Source organism: Helicobacter sp. 13S00477-4, assembly GCF_002272785.1.
Classification (GTDB): domain Bacteria; phylum Campylobacterota; class Campylobacteria; order Campylobacterales; family Helicobacteraceae; genus Helicobacter_J.
In genome coordinates, this window is the sequence record NZ_MLAS01000001.1 from 230,171 (window position 1) to 247,903 (window position 17,733).

Genomic DNA, 17,733 nt, shown 5'->3' on the forward strand with positions numbered 1-17,733 from the left:
CCTAACTCCTATCTGAAAGATAAGCTTTTTGCTCTTCAAAAGAAAACTGCCCAATGGCTTTATCAAGCTCTTGTTTGTATTGTTTAGCCATTTGGAGGAATTTGGTTTTTTCTTTGCCTTTGAGTTCACTTTTTGTAGTCCTGATACGACCTAGTGGATCGATAGGGCGATTATTTTTATACACACCAAAATGCAAATGTGGTCCTGTACTCATACCAGTGCTACCAACCTTCCCTATGACTTGACCTTTTTTGACATATAAACCAGCTTTCATCCCTTTGGCAAAAGCACTCATATGGGCATAAAGCGTTTTAAGTCCATTGCCATGACTTATCTCAATGGTCTTACCATAACCACCCCTCACCCCTATGTATATGATTTTCCCATTCGCAGCTGCATGGACAGGAGTCCCTACCCTAGCAGCATAATCCACACCATAATGAGGGCGAATGATTTTGAGTATGGGATGAACCCTACCATAAGAAAATCGAGATGAAATCCTTGTATACTGCACAGGCACTTCAAGCAAAAATCCAGCCACTTCTTTGGCATTTTTATCATAAAATCTACCATTATAGGAAAAAATATAATTAGATTTTTTGTTTGTCTCAATCACAGCTGCTTTGATATCAGGTGAACCAAATGGCTTGCCTAATCTGTATTTCCTACTATAGACAATAGCTAGTTTATCATCCTTGAGGACAAATTTTTTAAAATTAATGCTTTTTTTGTAAGCATTGATGAATTCATTGGCAAGATTGACATCTTGAGTTGCATCTACAATATCTTGATAAGGTGATTTTTGGATTGAAAGGCTTAGGATTTTTTGAGTAGAGACAGAAATAATGGGGATAAAATCCATTTTATAATCGCCATTATCTTGATACACCTGTATCTGAACATCATCACTGATAGGGATGAGGGCTTGGAGCAAATCTCCATTCTCATCCCTAAGGGTATAATAATTAACTCCTGCATAAATCTCTGCAGTGAGTTCTTTGTCTTGAGAAGAAAGGTTGTAATACAGTTTTAAAGGGATGCTATTTTGTTCAAAAAAAGTCAATAAAGTAGAGCCTTTGTCCCATATGAGTCTCTCCCCTACAGCTCCAAAGCTCAGAGAAAAAAACAAAAAAAACAAAAGCACAATCTTCTTCATTCAATCTTCCCTGCTTCTCTTTTGGAGTAAAAAGCTAAAATTATATACCATTTAAACAAATACTGAATTTAAAAACAAGTCAATTTTTGATACAATAGGCTTTTAATGACAAAAAATCATAAAAATTTTTAACGAGGGCTTGAAGATGAATTTTAAAGACTTTGACCTTAAAACATGGTTTTTCCCAACTATTTGTTTTTTGCTTTTTTGCTATGGGATGGCATTCATTGTGATTTATACTTATACTTCAAATGCCGATGTTTCGCTATTCAACAACAACAAAACTCCATCAGGGGTAACTGATGTCAATAAATTCAAAGAAGAAATGCTCAAGCAAATCAAAAAGATCAATTAAAATATTTAATATCTTTGTCGATATTGTTTGTATGATTTCAAAATTATAGATTTTCAAGGAGATTTCAAAAAATGATAAAGTCAATAGGAACCCCTACCCCAACCTTGCTAGCCAATGAGAATAAAAAGTTTTTTGACAATATGAAAGCTCAAGAAACAAAAGAGATTTCTGAGAAAACAGATACAATCAAAGAGTCTATCAAAAAAGATAATTATAAAATCGACCTGCAAAAAACTTCTGAAAAAATGGCACTGAATTTGCTTAACCTATAAAATACAAAAAGCTTCTCCATACATAAATGGAGGAATAGCAAAATATTTTTAGGATGACTTCATGTTGCATAATTACCTAAAAGGTGCCGTTCACGATCTCGCTTCCCTCATAGAACTTACAGAAGCTGACACTGAAGATATAAAGCTAGCCAATCATGAAAATATCTTCCAACGCAATGCCAAAAAACAAGAATTGCTCAAAGCTTTTGAAAGCAAAAAATCCCTCATAGATCAAGAAATGCTCAACCTAAAAAATAAATCCCCAGACAAAAGCCTCGCTGATCTTATTGATGATACTTCTAGCGATCTCTTAGGAGAAATGAAAAAAAATCTCAAAACACTCAAAACACTCAATGCCGATTATGCGAGGACTGTTTTTGCAGTATCTGAGTTTTATTCTTCTTTGATACAAAAAATCATCCCTCATGAAGTCGCTGATTATAAAAATACTCGCACCCCTCAAAGCAACTTCTTAAAAGTCAGGGCTTAGGAGGGAGTATGGGCGGTATTTTATCTTCACTCAACACTTCTTATACTGGGCTTCAAGCCCATCAAGCAATGGTAGATGTTACAGGCAACAATATTTCTAATGCGAGTGATGAATTTTACAGCAGGCAAAGAGTCATCGCTAAGCCTGAAAAACCCATCCCTATGGGTGATAAAAATATCGGCAGGGGTGTAGATGTAGAATCTATCCAAAGGATTCATAATGAATTTGTCTTCTCCAGATATTCCAAAGCAGCCCAAGAACACCAATTTTATGACACAGAATTTGCCAACCTTAGAGAAGCTTCAGCCTATTTCCCAGATGTAGATGGAGTAGGTATCTATAATGATATGGAACAATATTTCAATGCTTGGAAAGATTTATCTAAAAATGCTGGTGATGCAGCCCAAAAACAAGTACTTGCAGAAAATACAGAAATCCTCACCAACAACATCAAAGATACAAGAGAAAAACTCACCACATTGCAAAGAAAAGCAAGTGAAGAACTAGAAAGCACTGTAAAAGAAGTCAATGCCCTAGGTTCTCAAATAGCCAAAATCAATCAACGTCTCAAAGAAATGGAAGATGCCAAAACCCTCAAACAAGCCAATGAACTACGAGACCGAAGGGATCAGCTAGAATTCCACCTCAGAGAAATAGTAGGGGGTAATGTCTTTAAAAATAACATCAAAACTAATTCTATCAATGATAAAAAAGTAGCTGATTTTGATGATGGGTATGTTTTGAATATCGCAAATGGATTCAATATCGTAGATGGTGTGAATTTTCATCCCCTCGCACTAGAAAAACAAAATAACGCACAACACCTCAATCGAGTCTATTTTCGTGGCTATGATTTCAAAAATGTCGATATAACTGATAAGTTAAACGAAGGAAAAATTGGTGCCCTCATCAATCTCTACAACACTGGATATGATGGCACAAAAGTCGGTAAACTGCAAAATTATATCAATCTTTTGGATTCATTCGCAAAGGGCTTCATCGAAGCGACTAATGCTATCTATGCACAAGGTGCTAGCCACCAAATCGAAGGAAAAAAAGTAGATTTTGAAAATGATGAAGCGCTCAAAGACACTAATTACAATATCAAAAATGGTAGTTTTGACCTCATAGCCTATAACACCAATGGCGAACAAATCGCAAAAAAAACCATCAATATCAACAATATCACAACGATGAAAGATATCATCAAAGCTATCAATGCCAATACTGATGACAATCATGATAACAATGCTTCCAATGACTTTGATGATTATTTCCGTGCCTATTTTGATAATGATGCCAAAAAATTTTCTATTCAGGCAAAAGAGCCATCTAAGGGCTATTATGTTTCTATCAAAGACAATGGCACTAACTTCACAGGAGCCTTAGGACTCAATGCCTTTTTTGAAGGCAAGGATGCCCAAACCATTCGCCTCAATACCAAATACAAAAAAGACCCTACCTATATTCGTCCATGGCTAGCACCTATCAATGGAAACTTCGATATTGCTAATATGATGCAGCAGCTCCAGTATGAAAAAGTCGATTTTTATGACAATAAACTCAATATCAATCAAATGAAACTCAGTGAATTTTATCAATACCTCAACACCCAACTAGCCACCGACACGCAAAAAACACAGCAAACCCTTGATACAAAAAAATCTGTCCTTGAAGCGATCAAAAAAGAACACCTTGCTATTTCACAAGTCAGCATCGATGAAGAAATGGTCAACCTCATCAAATTCCAAAGCGGCTATGCTGCTAATGCAAAAGTCATCACAGCCATCGATAGGATGATAGATACCCTCTTAGGCATCAAACAGTGAGGAAAAACCTCAAAGAACTTTTAGACAAATACTATAGGCTCAAAAACACTCCCTCAGAACTCACACAGGACAAACCTGATCCCCTCATCGTGCTTAAGGATTATCAAAATGATGAGTCTTTTGAAGCTATCGCACTTATTTGTGCCCTTTTATCTTATGGAAATGCAAAACAAATCGTCCTCACACTCAAAAAACTCGATTTTTCCCTGCTAAAAACTTCGCTAGATTCTATCAAAAAAGCAAAATTTCCCTCTTATCGATTCCAAAAAGCTTGTGATATTCAAAATCTCTTCATCATCATCTATCATATCACTCAAACCACAAGCCTCAAAGACATCATCCTCAAACATTACAAAAAAGAAAACAACATCATAGCTGGAATCTATGGTATTATCGAACACATCAAAGAAAGTATGCAAAGCCTCATCCCTCAAAGCAAAAGCTATGGATTGGATTTCCTTATCGGTAAAAGTGCCTCAAATCCCAAAGGTGCATCCGCATTAAAACGTTGGAATATGTATTTACGCTGGATGGTCAGGAAAGATTGCTTAGATTTTGGCTACTGGGCTAAAGATATTGATACATCCCACCTCATACTCCCCCTAGACACACATACTTTCAAAGTTTGTCAAAAGCTAGGTCTCCTCAAAAGGAAAACTTACGATCTCCAATCAGCCATATTAGCAACACAATCACTCAAAATATTTGATCCAAAAGATCCGATAAAATATGATTTTGCACTTTATCGACTAGGGCAAGAAAAAACCTTGACCTGAAATTTTAATAAAACAGATTAGAACTCAATGTTTTTTATGTATAATATCATCTAAAAAGTTAAAATTTATGAAAAAAATATTTTTGATAATTGGTTGTATTTTCAACCTCTATGCAGAACAATGGACTACTATGCCATCAAATATCCTGCTAAATGGCGGGGAGACAAAGACTATAGATGTCAGCTCAAATCCTTTTTATAGTCGTGGCAATGTCAGCTATTCTACAAATGGTACCCCTTCTTCAGAACTCATCCTTCAAGCCACAGGTCTAAACCAATCATTTTACAATGAAGGAAAAATCAATATCAAAGCCAACTCAAAACTCACTTTAAAAAATTTTCAGAGTTATATAATGGGCTTAAGCGGGAGGAGTGCTTATTATATTGATAAAAATGCCTCATTTCAAGCAAATGGCAAAGAATTCACTATGTTCAAGGGGACTTCATTCTCCAATCAAGGCAATACCACCCTCAATCTCTCATCATCTTTGAATAATTCTGGAAATATTAGCAATTCCACTGGTATACTCATCATCAATACCGATAGATTCAATAACGATAATTGGGATAATGGAAAAGGCACCTATGGAATCTTTGAAACCACTAACAATGCTACGACTTCTATCAATGCAAATGAAATCAACAATTTTGGCTATACATATGATGTTGACAATAGTGGTCAAATCATCAATCCTACCACTGACACTCACCTGAATGCAGTATCTGTGCTAAAATCTTCTTCTAGCTCTACGCTCAACCTAAACGCACCAGATGTCTATAATGGAATAGGTTATAAACAATATGGGATATACCATTCTGGGGCAGCCTACCTCATCGCTGATAATGGGACAATCAATGTGCAAAATAATTTAGCTTCAGAAGGCTCAGGCAAAGGCTTGGGGGCAAAATTTGCCTCCTATATCGTTTATTCTCAAGTCTCTGCTATCAATGGAGGACAGATAAATATTGGGGGTGATTTTAACAACAGAGAATATAGTAATATTTATGTCAATAATGGAGGTTCAATCAACATAACTGGAAACTTCACCAGCACTATCAATACAAACATCTACTTCAGTGGAAATGCCTCTGGTTATGGAAAAATCACTGCTAAAAACATCGATGTCAAAGATTCTAAAATGATATTTTATATGGGTAGTGCAAAGGCTGATACCCTTTATACCCTACTAGATGCAACGACTTCTTTGAACTTTGATCTTTCTGTGTTGGGCATAAAAGATGTGATAGCCCAAGATGGCACCCTGAATATATTCTATAAAGCCAATATATCTCAAAATGGCAACCAACTCCAAATAACCTTTCAAGATAAAAATCCTCCTATAGGAGGGGGGGGTTCTGGTGGTTCTAGCGGTGGTGGAGGGAGTGGTGGAGACTCTAGTGGAGGAAGTGGTAGCACTCAAGAGAGTGCCTCTGATATCCTCTCAAAACACATATCCATCACTCAAAATGAAAAAATCATCATTGATGCCATAGACACACAAAAACCTATTGCAGGTTTTAACATTCGTGATCTAGGCACACAACAAATCAAAAATCTCGCTACAAATATTGAATCAGGACTTAAAAATTTTACTGATAACAAAAATAAAGCCTCAAGATTGAATTTTGACATCAATAAAACAATTATTTTTGGTCGTATGGCTAAAATCCAATCAAGGGATGAACTCAAAACCTCATTTTATGAACCCTATGTGCGATACGCAGCCAATACAATCCAAAATCAATCCCTCCTCACATATACCCCTCCTGAAGCAACAGAACAAAAATCACTTGAAAATGCTATTTATGTGGGCTTATTAGGTGCATACGAGGGAAATACTTCAGCTCTAGGGTATGGATATGGCATCAATATAGGCTATGATAAAATCATCAATCAAAATTTATTCTTAGGTACATATTTCTCTTACATAGGAGGAGGGACAAAACTAGATTCACTCGACATCCAAACCCAAGGTTTTCAAATCGGTGCTTATAGCAGTATCAATACAGGAATTTTTGAAAGCAATCTGATTGTAAGCTACAACTATGGCTTTAATAAATCCAATCGCAATACCTCTCTTCCATCAAATACCTACTCTGCCAAAGCCCTATACAATACAAATTCACTCAATATCTTGGCACAAACTGCTCCAAAATTTAAATTTGGCAGCCATACTATCAAGCCTTTTTTAGGACTGATACTCAATATGGATTTTAACAAACCCATCACAGAAACCACATCTCCTTTTGATGCTCAATATGATTTCAAAAATGATGTTTTTCTCAGTGGAATGATAGGCTTAGAATATCAAAAATATATCTCTAATGGCTATTTTTTCATCCGCCCAAGCTTAGAATATACCTTTTATAGCGATCTAAAATCCACTAAAATCATCTTCCTTGATTCTATCATATCCATCCCTGCCCCAGCTAAAGAAAACTTTGCTTCAGTGATCTTAGGCACAGAGCTACCCATTGATAAAAGATTTTTTATCAATATGAATGCCATAGCCAAAGTCTCTAATCAAAAAACATTCATCATCGCTACAACAGCTTCTTTAAAATTTATGTTTTGATTATATTTTTGATTCAGTGAAAAAATTTGAGCATAGAGCCTAAAAGTCCAAAACCAATGATGATTGATCCCCCTATCCAAGCAATGATTTTAAATTTGAATGCTCCAATTTTATCATTAAAATTTGAGGATAAAAGTGTATCAATCTTTTTGTCTAGGGTTTGGAATAGTGTGTCAATCTTCTTATCTAAGGTTTGAAACTTCTCATTGATATCTTCTTTGAGTTCAGTCCTCACATTATCGATTTTAGTATCAAGTCTATCAACTTTATCTTCTAATCCTTCAATCTTTTCTTCAACTCGAGTGAGCCTTATGTCAACTGAAGTGATTTTTTCATTGAGTCTGTTTTCGACAGCTATAATATCTTCTTTGAGTTCAGTCTTAGAGTTGTCAACTTTTTTATCAAGCCTGCTAAATCTTTTTTCAAGCTCAGTTTTAAGCTCTGCTATTTCTTTTTCTATCACAACACGCACGACTTCTAAATCTTTTTTCGTGCTAAGCTCTTGTCCAAGCTCAGCTTTCAAGTGATAGATAATCTCTTGAATATTATTATTGATAGTTTGCTTGATAAATTCTTTTTGTTCAGATAGTGCTTGTTTGAAAACAAATATGATTGTATCAGCTTGCTTTTTATCAGGAAAATTCGCATAAATTGCATCATAAACTCTTTTATTGGGTTCATAACCATAATTGCTAGTTTCCATACGCTTCTCCTGATAATCTAGCTGTGATTGTAACATAATTAATCTTTTTTAAATGAGCTTGTTTGTTAAAAATAATATGAAGGAATAAAAATTATATCTCAATCATCAATGATTTTTCTCTTGATAACATAAATCACATAAGTCAAAATAGCTAAACTAAATATTATCAAGACAAACTTCATTATTTCTCCTCTTTATATTCATTTTTTCAGGTAATAATTTCTATCATTAAATCTATGCCCTCCCCGTCAGGATCTCGAAAATAACATTGTGTCTTCATCTCATATTTGACAAAAAGATAAATGGGTATTAGCGGGCATAAATCTCTGATACTCAATCCAAATCTCTACTCTGTATAAGCCCCATCCCTCCCCAAAAAAAGGATTATAAAGAAAATATAAATATTAGGTTTTACTATTGTTTTTCTATGGAGGCACTCTCTAAACCTCCATGCACAAACACACAAACGGGTCATAATGGGATGAGCTTTTGATAAATTTATTTGACCTCCCACATCACTGAATAAGCTTTAGGATTTTTATCAATAGCTTGGACAATCCTATCAGCTTGAGGCTTAGCAGAATATACAGCTTGTATATCTTTGAAAGGTCCTATGAGGTACCTTTTAGCCTGCATTGTATTGCCTTTTTTATCTTTATAGGCAAAAGGAATCACTCGATAAGAATATTTTTCAAACAACTTCATTATGCTAGGGTCTTGATGGACTAATACCGCTACTTGTAGATACAATCCTTCTTCAGGAGCACATCCTTGGCAACCTACTTTTAGACTTTTGTTTGATTGATAAGTTTGCTTATTTTTGATGATTTGATTTATCTCAGTGTTGAATCTTTGATCTTTTTGTTGTTGTTTTTCATACCTGATATTTTTTGCCCTTGCATTTTCTTTAGCACCAAAGCTAAACCTCGCTCCAATATTGAGGTTGTAATCAAAGTTATATACCCCTAAGAAAGTCCTAGAAATATCTGCATACATCCTCCAGCTATCATTGAAGGCAATGTTAGTGCCTAAAGATAGGTTGAGTTTGTTGTTGCTTGGAGTGCTGCTAAGCACAGCAGGCAATATAGCAGAACCAGTTTGCATAATCTTAGTATCTCCCCCTGTATTTATCTCATTGATATAAGAAAGACCCAACCTCACATCAGCACTCAAACCTGTGTTGGTCTTGAAAGTTTTGCCTAACACAGCTCCAACACGGCTAATAAGTGCATTATCACCCATCAATGTCGCTGAGTAATCTGAACCTGAAACTGTCATATTGTATTGAGAACTACCAATATAGCCATAGATAAGCTCAACTTGTGGCTCAACAAAATACCCTAATGTATAGATATTCTTAGGTGCCCCAAATACTTGAGTCATCAAAGTATCAAGCCCATATCGATAGCCTACCTCACCACCCAATAAGAAAGCATTAGAATAAACACTATCAGCCGGAGAAGTGATGGTTGGCTCTTTGATTGAAATCCTTTGGCTTAGGTTGAGGTATTTCATACTCGCATCGACATAAAATCCATTGTCCATCACATAAGTATTATAAATCCCAAGACCAAGATTCCTGCCTGAATTGCTATAGCCTGAACCTTTTGAAGTGAGTAAAGTAGCCTCTGCATCGACACCTAGATAATTCACACCGCCCAAAACATCAAACTTATAGTCATACCCAGCTTGGAGTGTGGTATAGAAATCTTCATTACCAGATTTATCACTGCCCAAACCATTGATGACTCTAGCCCAAGCCCCTTGATTAGCTCCTATACCTCTGAGTTCTCCCATCCTTAGGTTCAGATTATTAGTCGCGATCCTAAAGCCACGATAAAAAGTATTCAAAGACTCTTGAAGAGGATTTACTCTAGCTGTATCAGCATTGATCAAAAACCCATCCAATGTATATTGACTATTATCAATATCACGATTATATGCTCCTGTTGTAGGATTATAAGCTGCTTCTTTGGTGATATCTTCATTAGTATCATCTTTTTTATATTTATGCACAGATATGATAGGAGTGATATCATATATACCAGTAGTATAACCTTCTGGCACAAAATAATTATCTCTAATATCACTGTTAAAATCCGCCAAGACAATAGGAGTGAAGCCTTTATAATCACCACCTTCTAAAAATACTTGGAGTTTATTACCGCTAGCTGCTTCTACTTTATTAACACTCAACTTATCACCTACACCATCAGCTGTATCTACACCCATACGAATCAGACCAAAGCCCATTGTCAAATGATCTACATAAAGGGAATGGAAACTATCATTAGACGCTATAGTGCTATCACTCACAGCTCCACTCAAGAGTGCCCCAGTGGTATTTGAATATGTATTAGAGCCTAATGCCCTACCCCCACGCAAATCTATCAAGCTGATATCATCAGGCACAAAACCAATAGGCTCTAAACCATTTGTATTGAAGTTCTTAGGATTACCATACATAATAAGCTCTTTGACAAATGAGTTATCTGTTACGATCCATTTCCCACCATATATTTTCTTTCCAATATCTCCAAATACATATTTATTATTGCTTGTTTTTACTTTTACAAAAGTTTGAATCGTTGCGTGATCAGTAGAAGTAGTATTTTGTAGCTCAGAGACATCTGTATCTTTGATAGATCCAATCAAACTAGTACTCCCATCAAATCCTTTTATGGTCGCTGCTTTCTTATTAGAATCTAAATCAATATTAGCAATGACAGGAGCCTTATTATTAGCAAAGGCAGAGAAGTCATAAACAGAGTTGCCATTTTTGTTCGCTATGTCCACCCTAGAGCCTACACCAAACTTCGCATCGACTTTAACAATAGTAGAAATTTGTCCTATGACTTTGGCATTATCTATACTGATGTTTTGATCTTTTGAAGTTTCATTATACATATCAGTAATATTACCTATCAAAGTGCTATCTCCACTGAAGTTAAAATCCCCTTTTGTATATGAGCTACCATTACCATTCATAACATTATTTATCGTTGTTTGATTGAGATCACCGACATTGTCAAAAGTATATGAAGAATCTTTGGAGCCATCATAAATCTTCAAGCTATCTTTATTGAAGCTATTGTCTCCATCAAAATACACAGTCTTCTTAGCATCTCCATAGATTTTATGCCCATTGAATCTCCCTGTATTATCAAACCTCAAATCTAAGGCAATATTTTTTGATAGATCGCTTGTATTTGTATTTTTAAGGTAAATATCCCCTGTGATTTCTGTACCAGCCACACCAATTGTGCCTTGAGACACTTGAATGGGTTTTTTATCACTATCAGTATTTTTAGGATTGATAGTGGTATTGAGCACGTCTATGATATTTTTTGGTTCAGTCTCAGATCCGCTTTGAGATAAGTCTAATTTAGGTAGATGCGAAAAGATATAAGAAGAATCTTTAGAATCATCACTCTCTTGGATAGAGCCATCCATTTTATAATCACTCGCTGCATTTCCTTCTGTTTTATCAGCTTTAAGCACATCCCCACCAAAATCAAAGACAATATGCTGGTCTCCATCTTGAGCTTGATAAATATTGCTACTCATCTCCTCATCAGGTAGATTATCCAAATCAATCTTTTGTGCATTATCTTCTGAGCCTAAAGAATTTGTGATTTTACCTAGTTGCCAAGTGTTACCTACCCAAATCACAGAGCCATTGATTTTACTAGAACTATCAGAAAAAAGATTTATATCCAAAGAACCAAAATCAATAAAATTATATATATTGTCTTGATTGTCATTTGAAATGACAAATCCACTACCTGAAGTAGCTTTTGAATAAGAACCATCACTTTTTGTGTAACCATAGCTTGAAATGGAATCTTTTCCGATGAAATTAAGCGTAACAGCCTTATTGGTATAGCCTACTTGACCTTTGAACTGATGTTTGGTATTCAAGTCAAGTGTTTGGGTATTCCCAGCACTATCTTTTGTATGTGAGAGGATATTATCATCTACAAATTTTTGAGCTGTTGTAGACAAAGTATTTGTTTCATCACTAGATTCACCAGGGAGTTTTGCCAAATCAGTCCCATTGAAAGTGATTTGGAAATTTTTGAACTTGCTTTTATCTTTTGCTTCATAGCTATCACTTGATGAGATAGAAGTGCTCCAAGTTCCATCTGTATTTTTGTAACTTACCCCTGCTTTATCCTCTATATTGCCGCTAAATTGCTCATTGATGATATTGATAGAACCATTAAAGCCTTTCAAAGCATCAAATTTCAAAGCACTATCATCAGTGGTAGAAGGATTTTTATTATCAAAACCATCGATGAGTAATGTAGAATTTTCACTCCCACCCAAAATTGAAGCATCTTTGCCAAAAGCATTTTGACCATAAAAATATAAATTGGCAGTTACTCTTCCTTGTTCATCTGCATCACTACCACCCAAATCAAGTTTGCCACTCAGGCTTGAAGTAGCTTTGATGAGCTTTGTATCGCCTATGATAGAGGGATCATTCCAGTATTTTTGCTCATCATAAACCCTATCATTAAAATTTCTACTATCAAAAGTCGCATTGAAAGTAGTGTTTATGGTTTGAGTTTTAGAATCAGTAGTTTTGGTCGGGGCTTTGATCGTAGCATTTTTGATATCAGAGCCAAATACATTATAGACATAATTAGCAGTACCTGTTCCAATATTAGCTTTTGAAGCAAAGATTTTATCAGCAATGAGGTGTTCTGTGGTCGCATCTGTATTGGTAGAATCTTTGGTAGTCAGGGCAGAACCCATATTGATAAGATTGATAGTAGCTTTAGCATTACCAGAAAGTTCGATCATATCCTCTTTACTCATAGGCACTATAGAACTATCCCCTATGAAGGTAAAATGATTGTCTCCTCCTGCCAAAGCCACAGTTTTTTTCATCACAAGAGAAGAAGATTCAACATAATCTTTAAAATCCTTTTTGTGCTCCTCACTATTTGAAATATAACTATTTTCAGTCAATAATGAATTATCAGAAGTTAAGAGCTGTTTATTTTTGGTTGATTCAGAAGATTTTGCAAATATCATTGTTGCGTTTATATTATCTGAGGCAGAATATAAACCATTTTCTACAATCAGATTAGTCCCCCTGACATAAAAATTCCCTTTTGCAGCACCACCTGTATTGGTTATATCTTGATTCATAGACACAGTCGCTGCTGTATTGTCCAAAGTCAAATCCAAGCTTGCATTCCCTGCTAAAGTTATAGTAGTCATTTTGTCTTTGGCATCAGTTCCTGTAGGATTAGATGGCAGTAATGATCCTTTGCCTTTGAAAGATAGCTTCGAACCATCTTTTAGCAAAGAAATCTCAGAGCCTTTATAATAAGTCTTATTATCACCCGTAGTATCAAAGCTCAAGTTGGCAAAAGTGCTGCTAACTTTTTTAGGACTAGTTCCAGTGATATTGCCATAAATATCCCCGATAATAGAGGTATTATTCGCTATCAATGAAGTGTCAGGGGCAAGTGTGATAGTCGAACTCAAACCTTGAATTTCCAATACCCCCCCGGATTATTGATATTGAGGATATTTTGTTTAGATTGAGTGCCAGCAAATTTTAGAGTCACATTACTCGCAGAGCCATCATAATTATAAGTGATGATAGAATCAGATTTGCTATAGAGCGAATTAGGATTGAGGGTCACATTGAGTGTATCAGAAGCTCCATTCTCCAAGACTCCATAAAATTTAGAATGTGAAGTATTCGCTTTGCCATCAGCACCTGTGGTTGTAGTATCCCCAAAGACTGCATTCACATTGCCTTTAAAATCACCTATGATACTCGTGGCTGTAGCGATGAGGCTAGAGTTTTCTTTGATGCCTGTTGTGTTTTTGAGTGCGACAGTGCCATCTGTATCCTTGAAGCTCAAATCAGTCTTTCCAGTTCCCAATTTGATTTCAACTGGGTTAGTGCCACTTTGGCTTTTGATAGAGCCTGAATGGCTAAAAGAAAAAGACTGATCATAAGAATTGCTTGAAAGATCAATCATATCCCCTTTGAATGCAGAAGCTTGGAGTGCATTACTCAAGCCTGAATAAGTGATACTTTTATCAGGGGCAGTATCGAAGGCAAAGTTGAAGGCATAATCATTATCTTTTAAGCTTCCAGTGAATGAAGAACCTGCTAAAACAATCTTAGTGCCTTTTGTAATGTCTTTTTTGTCATCTGAGCTTACACCATCAAATCCAGTTACATTGCTAGTATTACCAGAAGAGATTTGAGGGGATTTATTATTGAATGCAAGGAATCCAGCATTATGGAATGCACTCTGAATTGTATTTTTATCAGAAGAAGTGCTGATACCTTTTAGGTTGAATACAGAGATTTGATTAGCACCACTTGCACTACCGCCCAAAATACTCCCAGCAAACTTCACAGCATTTGTATTATCGGTAAAATCAAGGTTGATATTATGCTTGCCCTGTCCTACGATAACCAATCCATAAGTAGAAACATCATTACCTGAATAATCAAGGTTCATATTTACATCTACAAATTTATCAACTGAATCTACTTTTGTGGTTTGACCAATGATGCCATTGATAAAAGTATTGACTAAGTTCAGACTCCCTACAGATTCTTTGAATTGGTCATATTTGAGCACACCTGCGTTATAAAAATTATAGCTTGAGTCATCTGTACCACCATAGATATGTCCAGTATAGCCAGATTGATTGTCTTTGACGCTAAAAGTGCCTTTAGTGAAAGCAAAAGTGATGTTCTTTTTGAAATGATCGTCTTTAAAGCCAATATCCCCATCCGAACTCTTTGCAGTCACAAAACTAGCATCAGATGAAAAGATAGAATCTTTTTGAGTTAGCCTATAAAATGATGAAGTATCTTGTGCATCATCAGTATTGTTTGCCACGACAATGGTATTGCCTGCATCATCTTTTGAAAGGCTGCCATTCCCAAAGGTGGCATTGAGTCCAGAGATGAGATTTCCTTGAGAGATGTTGAGCTCACCAAATTGGAATCCTGTGCCTTGGATTTTTGCTTGATTATTAGCAAAAGAATCCAAAACTACATTAGTCCTAGTGAGTGAGACAGTATAGGTTGCTTGTTTGTCAGTTGATGACACTGCTGGACTGCCTAAGAGTGATATATTCGTCTTATCTTTGATCAAATCAATGATATTTTTATTAGTGGCAGAAAAATCCAAAGTGCCAATATTATCAAAATTAACGACTGAGCTTTTTGAGCCTCCATAGATTTCTACGAGTTTAGATGACTTGTCTTTTGTATTACCAGAGCCATCATCTCCGCCAAATACAAAATTCATATTTAAATTTGCATTATTCCCATAGATATTACCCATACTTAATTGTTTGGAATCTGTAGTTTTCCTGAAATCAAAAGTCCCATCAATAATCCCATAATAATATGAATTACTATTATTCACACCAATATTCCCAATACTCTTTCCTGCTGTATTGAGGAAAGTCAATAAAGTAGAGGATTTAAAACCTTTAATATCCCCTATTGAACTATTATCAAAAGTAGCATTAATATTTGAATTTTGATCAGTTTTTTCTCTCATTAGAGATAGGTTAGACAAATCAGAATCTTTGAGATTAATAGTTGCAAAACCCATACTTCCAATTTTTATGCTTATATTTGATTCACTTGTAGTATTTTCAAAATCTATAGCAGAATTTTTACCATGAAATAACATTCCACCGTCGTTTTTGATTTTAGAATTAAGGAAAGTTACTTTGTTATGATTATTTGCAATAAAAAATAAACCTAAAGAAGTATCTTTATTTACTTCAAAATTAGAGTCTTTGACCAAAAGATTAAAATCCTGGATACCACTGACATTCAAATTGACCATTTTCGCAGTAGAATTATTCTCAATAGTCATATCAAATTTTTTGAAGTAATCTCCACCACTTATACTAAATTTATTTATTGTTGCATTATCAACTAAGAGTGAATTAGTAATCCTTGAATTTTTAACTCCAGATTTGAACTGCAAATCATCAATTTTTGAACCATTTTTCAAAGTCACGTTGTTGAAAGTGCCATTTAGTTTTACTTGAGAGATTTTTGAATTATCAAGAACGATATTATTTATCAAATTAGATTGTTCATTAGGAGTAGAAGTGTCTATACTACCTTCTATCTTGGAATCTTTGAGCGAAATATTAGAGCTTAAGAGGTAAAAATGAGCTTTGATATTACTATTATTAGTCGCTGTGAGGTTAAATGTGTTTGCTACGAATATTAGTTTGTTGGATTCATCTTTGCTTTGATTTTTATTGATAGTGGCATTGTTGAGGTTGAATGTAGATTTATTCCTGTTCCTATCGACATAATTTTGAAATGAAAAATCAGCTCCATTTGAAATATCAATTGAAGTATTGGAAGAGAATCCAAAATAGACATCTTTGGCATTCCATTGACTATCTGAACCACTTATCTTGATACTAGGACTTGGCGATCTATCCCCATAACCATAATAAGCATTCCATAAGCTCTTATAATCACCATTCCATTTCGCACCATCAGTAACAAGGATTTGATAATGTGCAGCCTGATCTGTAAAATTCCCATCCCACTCAGTGCCAGCACCACTCAGAGAAATAGTCTTTAGAAGATTTCTATTTGGGTTACCATAATGTGATAAATCCCCTTTCCATTTAGCTCCATTGCTTAGGAATACATTGAACCCATAATATGATAAACCTTCAACTAGCGTGTTAAGACCAGATGTTATATTCCCTACAAAGGCATAATTTTTATTTTCACCTGCATTAGCACCAGTATAACTTCCATCAAATTTCAAATTAGAATCCTTTCCATCATTTGAAACCAGCTGATAAGTGATATTTCCTTTATAGAGAGAATTTTTAAAATCAAAATCAAAGTAACCAGGAATTTTATCATGCATTCTAAGTAAACTAAAGTTCCCTTGGAGGAAAGAGAAATCATCAGCATTGACTACAGAATTTGTGGCTTTGAGGTTAATAGTTTGATTAGTAGAAGCGAATTGATGATCACTTCCTCCATATTTCAAGGTATAAACATCATTTTTTGAACTATCTGGAGTGAGTTTGATACCAGTTTTAAGGACATTCGAATTTTGATTGATAGTGGCTGAAGGGGTGGCTTCATCTGCTTTGAGCACTCCAGTGAATGGGAGCAAAAAAGCAGATAAGACGATAGAAACAATAGGGAAAAAATTTTTATTTTTGGGTTTTTGAGTTTGAAGAGACTTTGGAGAAAGGCTTTTTAAGGATTTAGCCCCCCCCCCCCATAGGTATTTTTGGAGTCAAGATTTTAGATTGAGTCATCATCTTTAAGTTTCCTTATTATTTTATTTTCAAGTCATTTTTGATGTGAATACAAAAAAACTTTTTGAGGGTGGGATTAGAACATAAATTTATTTAAAGTAAACTTAAACATTTAATTTTTTTGAACCAAATTTTGAGTAGAACTATCGTTTCAAAGACCTATTTGAGACAAAACCAAGAGATTAAAATTTTTGGAAATTTTGGGAAAAAAGAAGGTATTTTTGAATGAATGATAAGTTAAAAAAAATCAATTTCATTAACA

At 35.1% G+C, this 17,733-nt stretch carries 10 protein-coding genes; 6 read left to right on the forward strand and 4 right to left on the reverse strand.

Annotated elements, in window-relative coordinates:
• Window position 1 precedes the first annotated feature (1 nt).
• A complete protein-coding gene (locus BKH44_RS01090) occupies window positions 2-1,156 on the reverse strand; it encodes a peptidoglycan DD-metalloendopeptidase family protein (RefSeq protein ID WP_095269239.1) in 1,155 nt (384 codons plus the stop codon).
• 145 nt (window positions 1,157-1,301) lie between these two features.
• On the opposite strand from BKH44_RS01090, the gene BKH44_RS01095 reads away from it, so the two are divergent.
• The 6 genes from BKH44_RS01095 to BKH44_RS01120 all read left to right on the forward strand — a co-directional run bounded on the left by BKH44_RS01095 (window position 1,302) and on the right by BKH44_RS01120 (window position 7,453).
• On the forward strand, window positions 1,302-1,511 hold the full coding sequence (locus tag BKH44_RS01095; RefSeq protein ID WP_095269241.1) for a hypothetical protein: 210 nt from the start codon (window positions 1,302-1,304) through the stop codon (window positions 1,509-1,511).
• Between the two features lie 71 nt (window positions 1,512-1,582).
• Window positions 1,583-1,783, forward strand: a complete 201-nt coding sequence (locus tag BKH44_RS01100) for a flagellar biosynthesis anti-sigma factor FlgM (RefSeq protein WP_095269243.1) — start codon at window positions 1,583-1,585, stop codon at window positions 1,781-1,783.
• A gap of 61 nt (window positions 1,784-1,844) precedes the next feature.
• Window positions 1,845-2,273 (forward strand): hypothetical protein, encoded by a 429-nt coding sequence (locus tag BKH44_RS01105; RefSeq protein WP_095269246.1) that lies wholly within the window; start codon window positions 1,845-1,847, stop codon window positions 2,271-2,273.
• A gap of 8 nt (window positions 2,274-2,281) precedes the next feature.
• Window positions 2,282-4,102, forward strand: coding sequence for a flagellar hook-associated protein FlgK (gene flgK / locus BKH44_RS01110; protein WP_095269248.1), 1,821 nt, complete (start codon window positions 2,282-2,284; stop codon window positions 4,100-4,102).
• Window positions 4,099-4,878, forward strand: a complete 780-nt coding sequence (locus tag BKH44_RS01115) for a TIGR02757 family protein (protein ID WP_095269249.1) — start codon at window positions 4,099-4,101, stop codon at window positions 4,876-4,878. Before flgK ends, BKH44_RS01115 begins: the two co-directional genes overlap by 4 nt.
• Before the next feature lie 67 nt (window positions 4,879-4,945).
• Window positions 4,946-7,453 (forward strand): autotransporter outer membrane beta-barrel domain-containing protein, encoded by a 2,508-nt coding sequence (locus BKH44_RS01120; protein ID WP_095269251.1) that lies wholly within the window; start codon window positions 4,946-4,948, stop codon window positions 7,451-7,453.
• Between the two features lie 13 nt (window positions 7,454-7,466).
• Here BKH44_RS01120 and BKH44_RS01125 read toward each other — a convergent pair whose 3' ends face one another.
• The 3 genes from BKH44_RS01125 to BKH44_RS01135 form a co-directional block, all read right to left on the reverse strand.
• Window positions 7,467-8,156, reverse strand: coding sequence for a hypothetical protein (locus BKH44_RS01125; protein WP_095269253.1), 690 nt, complete (start codon window positions 8,154-8,156; stop codon window positions 7,467-7,469).
• Between the two features lie 498 nt (window positions 8,157-8,654).
• A complete protein-coding gene (locus BKH44_RS01130) occupies window positions 8,655-13,673 on the reverse strand; it encodes an autotransporter outer membrane beta-barrel domain-containing protein (protein ID WP_095269255.1) in 5,019 nt (1,672 codons plus the stop codon).
• Window positions 13,655-17,323: a hypothetical protein gene (locus BKH44_RS01135; protein WP_095269257.1), complete on the reverse strand. Its 3,669-nt coding sequence runs from the start codon at window positions 17,321-17,323 to the stop codon at window positions 13,655-13,657. The genes BKH44_RS01130 and BKH44_RS01135 overlap by 19 nt, the downstream gene beginning before the upstream one ends.
• Window positions 17,324-17,733: the final 410 nt, after the last annotated feature.